This is a genomic window from Xylophilus sp. ASV27 (genome assembly GCF_016428875.1).
In the GTDB taxonomy this organism is placed as follows: domain Bacteria; phylum Pseudomonadota; class Gammaproteobacteria; order Burkholderiales; family Burkholderiaceae_C; genus Xylophilus.
In genome coordinates, this window is the sequence record NZ_JAELTO010000176.1 from 1 (window position 1) to 4,982 (window position 4,982).

The 4,982-nt window shown below is 72.8% G+C and carries 3 protein-coding genes and 1 pseudogene; 1 reads left to right on the forward strand and 3 read right to left on the reverse strand.

Annotation, left to right across the window (positions count from 1 at the left end):
* The 3 genes and pseudogenes from JHD63_RS21645 to glnE form a co-directional block, all read right to left on the reverse strand.
* A pseudogene (locus tag JHD63_RS21645) lies at window positions 1-316 on the reverse strand (RND transporter); the annotation flags it as partial.
* Window positions 317-741: 425 nt separating this feature from the next.
* Window positions 742-1,725: a septal ring lytic transglycosylase RlpA family protein gene (locus JHD63_RS21650; RefSeq protein WP_198972866.1), complete on the reverse strand. Its 984-nt coding sequence runs from the start codon at window positions 1,723-1,725 to the stop codon at window positions 742-744.
* On the reverse strand, window positions 1,709-4,444 hold the full coding sequence (gene glnE, locus JHD63_RS21655) for a bifunctional [glutamate--ammonia ligase]-adenylyl-L-tyrosine phosphorylase/[glutamate--ammonia-ligase] adenylyltransferase (protein ID WP_198972867.1): 2,736 nt from the start codon (window positions 4,442-4,444) through the stop codon (window positions 1,709-1,711). The genes JHD63_RS21650 and glnE overlap by 17 nt, the downstream gene beginning before the upstream one ends.
* A gap of 52 nt (window positions 4,445-4,496) precedes the next feature.
* Here glnE and JHD63_RS21660 point away from each other — a divergent pair.
* Window positions 4,497-4,982 (forward strand): YhdP family protein (locus tag JHD63_RS21660; RefSeq protein ID WP_445327104.1); only part of this gene is annotated, 486 nt, incomplete at its 3' end.

The window sequence follows — 4,982 nt, forward strand, 5'->3', positions numbered from 1 at the left end:
AGATGTGTATAAGAGACAGGGGCAGTTGCGCGGCGCGCGCGGTGGCGGCGGTGGCGCGCGCCTGCAGCAGGCGCGAGCGCGCCTGCGCCAGCGTCGGGCTGGCCTGCTGGGCGGCGGCGATCAGCTCCACCAGCAGCGGGTCGTCCAGCCGCTCCCACCAGCGCTCCAGCCCCTCGACCGTGCCGCCGTGCGGCAGCGGCGCGTGCCAGGCCAGCGGCGCGGGCGCGGCCACGCTCGCGGGCGGGCGCGACAGGGCGCAGGCGGAGAGCAGCAGGGGCAGCAGCAAGGCCGGGGCAGTGCGTAGGGGCAGCGTCATGCGGGGGAGGGGACTGGAAAAGAGGCCGGCGGCAGACAGCGGCATCGCGCCATCGGCAGACCGGCATCATAGAAGGCCGCCGCGACGGGGCTGTGCAGGAGGGGGCTTAATGTGGAACACCCCCGAAGCGCCTGCGGCGCTTCCCCCTCAAGGGGGCGCACCCGGTGGCCTGGCAAAGCCAGTTCCACGGGTGCCCTGGCAAGGCTGCGCACCTCTCACACGGCGTGTTTCATCATCCGGGGCGTCATCATTCATGTCACTCAGGGCAACGCTGAATAAGTCCGCGCGGTGGCGCGCGCCCTGGTGTGGGATGGGATGCAAGGCGCAAACCGCAGCCATAGCCGCAGCTATGGCGAGGATTTGCAACGCCGCAGACCGCCCACAGCAGGGATGCGCGACACGCGAGGGACTTGTTCAGCGTGGCCTTAGGGTCTTTCGATGATGACGGGCGTGATCTGCAGGCCGGCGCGGATCTGCGCGGCCGCGCGCGCGGCGGCTTCGCGCGAGCCGAACGGGCCGGCCTGCAGGCGGTGCAGGCCGGCCTCGTCGCGCACCGTGAGCAGGGGCGCCAGCGCCTGCAGTTCCCGCGCGGCCTGCTGCTGCAACCGCCGCGCGCCTTCGGGCCGGCCGAAGGCGCCCAGTTGGACCCAGAAGCCGCTGCCGGCGGCCTGCGGCGCTGGGGCTGGCTTCAGCGGCGGCAGCGGCTGGGCGCGCAGGGGCTCGGCGTCCTGCGCCACGGGCTGCGGCTCTGCCGGCGCCGGCGCAGGCTGGACCACGGGCTGCACGGCCGCCAGCGGTACGGCCACCATCGGCCCGGACGGCGCCGCCAGCGCCAGCGCGGTGCCCTCATTGACGCGCCGCCAGGCGCCGGTGCGGATGTCCTGCTGCGTGATGCGGGTGACCTCCACCGGCGCCACGCCGCGCAGCAGGTCGAGCTTGAGGGCGGCGGTGTAGCTCAGGTCGATGACGCGGCCGTCGTGGAACGGGCCGCGGTCGTTCACCCGCACGATCACCTCGCGCCCGTTGGCCGGGTTGCGCACGCGCGCGTAGCTGGGCAGCGGCAGCGTGGGGTGGGCGGCGGTCATGGCGTACATGTCGTAGCGCTCGCCGCTGGCGGTGGACTGGCCGTGGAACTTGCGGCCGTACCAGGAAGCCAGGCCGGTTTCGCTGAACGGCCGGTCGTCCTGGATCGGCACGTAGCTGCGGCCGGCCAGGCTGTAGGGCTTGTTCGGGCCGCCGCTGCGGATCGGCTCGATGCGGGGCTCGGCGTCGGGCACGCGCTCCAGGCCGGGCGGCGGCTGGGCCTCGGGGCCGTCGCGCCCGCCACGCGGGCCGCTGGCGCAGCCGGCCAGCAGTGCGGCCACGGCGCAGGCCGCCGCCGCAGCGGTGGCCCTACCCGAATACCGCATGCCACAGCGCGAGCACGGCGGCGCGCGGCTCCTGGGCGTTTTCCTGCGCCACCTGCGTGGGCGCTTCGTCCAGGCGCGCCTGGTGCTGCATGCGGCGCAGCTCGCGGTATGCGGCGGCGGCGCGCTCGCCCACGCCCGGGGGCAGCAGGCCGGCCGCCTCGGCGCGGTGCAGCAGGGTGATGTTGCCGCGGTTCTCGCGCAGCGCCGGGTGCCGGGCGGATTCGGAGAGCACCAGGTACTGCACGGCGAACTCCACGTCCACCATGCCGCCGGGGCTGTGCTTGACGTCGAAGCGAGCGCCCTTGACCGGGTGCGCGGCGCGCACCTTGTCGCGCATGGCGACGATCTCGCGGCGCAGCGCGGCGGCGTCGCGCTCGGCGGTGATGACGGCCTCGCGCACTTCCTCGAAGCGGGCCTTCAGCGCGTCACTTCCGAGCACGCAGCGGGCGCGGGTCATGGCCTGGTGCTCCCAGGTCCAGGCGGTGTTGCTGCCGCGCTTGTGCTGGTAGTTGGCGAAGGCCGCGAAGCTGGTCACCAGCAGGCCGGAGCTGCCGTTGGGGCGCAGCGCGGTGTCGATCTCGTAGAGGTCGCCCTCGCCGGTCTTGACGGTGAGCCAGTTGATCAGCTTGCGCACGAAGTTGGCGTAGACCTCGGGGGCGCGCTCGTCCTCGTCGTCGAAGACGAAGACGATGTCCAGGTCGCTGCCGTAGCCCAGTTCTTTGCCGCCGAGCTTGCCGTAGCCGATGACGGCGAAGCGCTGCAGCGCGTCGTCGGTCTCGCGGTGGCGCCCGCGCAGCCGCTCCCAGCACCAGCGCGCGGTGATGCGCAGCACGGTGTCGGCCAGCGCGCTCAGGTCGTCGGCGACCTGCTCGACGGTGAGCCGGCCCTCGACGTCGCGCGCCAGCGTGCGGAAGACCTCGGCATGGTGGGCGCGGCGCAGCAGGTTGAGCAGGGTTTCGTCGTCGTCCTCGGCGGTGGTGCGCACGGCGGCCAGGCGCTGTCGCAGATCGCGCTCGAAGTCGGCGGGATGGAAGCGCTCGGAAAACAGCGCCTCGCTCGCCAGCTCGTCGATCACGCCGGGGTGCTGCAGCAGGTAGCGTGCCGGCCACCTGGCCGCGCCCAGCAGGTGCAGCAGGCGCTGGTGGATGGCGGGGCGCTCCAGCAGCAGCGCCAGGTAGCTCTGGCGCCGCAGCAGCGGCTCGATCCAGTTGGCCATCTGCAAGGCGGCCTCTTCCGTCACGCTGCCCTCGGCGACCCAGCGCGCGGTGCGCTGCAGCAGGCGCACCAGGCGGGCGCGGTCCTCGTCGCGCAGCGACTGCACGCGCGGGTGCTCGCGCCACTGCGCCACGCGCTGGCGCAGGCGCTCGGGCAGCGCGGCGAGCAGGGCCTCGATGTCGGGCGGCGGCTCGGCCTTGCGGCCGCAGTTGCCGTTGCCGCAGGTGCCGGCGCCGCCGAGCAGGGTGTCGAATTCCTGCGCGACGAATTCGCGGTGCGCGTCCAGGTCGTGCAGGAAGGGGCAGGCGTGCTCGTAGCCCATGCTGCGGGCGATCCAGTCCAGGTCGGCATCCTGGGTCGGCAGCATGTGGGTCTGTTGGTCGTCCAGGTACTGGATGCGGTGCTCCACCTGGCGCAGGAAGGTGTAGGCGCGGGCCATGGCCTCGGCGGTCTCGGGCGTCATCAGGCCGGCCTGGGCGACGCGCGGCAGGGCGTCGAGCGTGGCGCGGCTGCGCAGTTCGGGGAACTGGCCGCCGCGCACCACCTGCAGCAGTTGCACGGTGAACTCGATCTCGCGGATGCCGCCGCGCGAGAGCTTGACGTCGTTGGCGCGCTCGGGCTTGCCGGCGCAGCGGCGCGCGGCCTGTTCGCGGATCTGCCGGTGCAGGCTGCGCAGCGCGTCGAACACGTTGTAGTCCAGGTAGCGGCGGAACACGAAGGGCAGCACCACCTGGCGCAGGCCCTGCACCGGCAGGGTTTCGACGCCAGGGCCGAGGCAGGCGCGCGGCGCCACCACGCGGCTCTTGAGCCAGGCGAAGCGCTCCCACTCGCGGCCCTGGACCAGGAAATACTCCTCCAGCGCGGCCAGCGACACCGCCGGCGGCCCTGAGTTGCCGTTGGGCCGCAGCATCAGGTCCACGCGAAACACGAAGCCGTGCTCGGTGGTGTCGCCGATCAGCCCGTAGATGCTCTTGACCGCGCGCGCGAAGTACTCGTGGCAGGTGATGCGGCCGCGGCCGTCGGCGTCGCCGCGGGTCTCGCCGTCCTGCTCGTAGACGTAGACCAGGTCGATGTCGCTGGAGACGTTGAGTTCGCGCCCGCCGAGCTTGCCCATGCCCACCACCCACAGCTGTGAGCGGCTGCCGTCGGCGAGCAGGGGCGCGCCGTGGCGGGCGTCGAGTTCGGCAAAGGCCTCGGTGCAGGCGGCGTCCAGCGCGAGTTCGGCCAGCTCGGTCATGGCCCGGGTGACGACAGAGAGCGGCGCGCGCGCGTCGCAGTCGAGCGTGGCCAGGCGCTCCAGCACCAGCTGGCGCAGGATGCGCAGGGCGGTGCCGGTGTCGTGCCCGCGCGCGCGCAGGGCCGCCAGGGCCTCGGCCATGCTGCCGCGCACCGGCGCTCCGGCGGGCAGCAGGGGCAGCAGCTCGCCATAGCGGCGGCGCAGGCGCTGCACGAAGCGCGCGTGCGCGGCCAGGTCCGATCCCTCGGAAACAGCATGTTCTGCCATCGAACCACCCTCAAGGCTGCGGGTCATAATTCCTGCCACATCCAATCCCACCATGAACGAACCGATCGAGATACCCTCACGCGCGCTGAAAATCTGGGTGGCCGTAACGGGTGGGTTGTTCTGGTTTCTGGTGGCCGCGTGGCTGTGCTTCTTCGCCGCGTGGGGGGCTTTGCACGGCTGGATTGTGCCGCGAATCGCCGATTTCCGTCCCCGCATCGAGGCAGAGGCCAGCAAGGCGCTCGGGGTACCGGTGCAGATCGGCGCGATCTCGGCCCGCTCCGAGGGGCTGGTGCCCTCGTTCACGCTCGGCGACGTGGCGCTGCTCGATGCGCAGGGCCGCGCCGCGCTGCGGCTGCCGCAGGTAGTGGTGGCGCTGTCGCCGCGCTCGCTCTGGAACCATGGCTTCGAGCAGCTCTACCTCGGCGCGCCCGAGCTCGACGTGCGGCGCACGGCCGACGGCCGCATCCTCGTCGCGGGCATTGCCATCTCCGCCGATGGCGCCGACGACGGCAGCGCTGCGGCCGACTGGCTGTTCTCG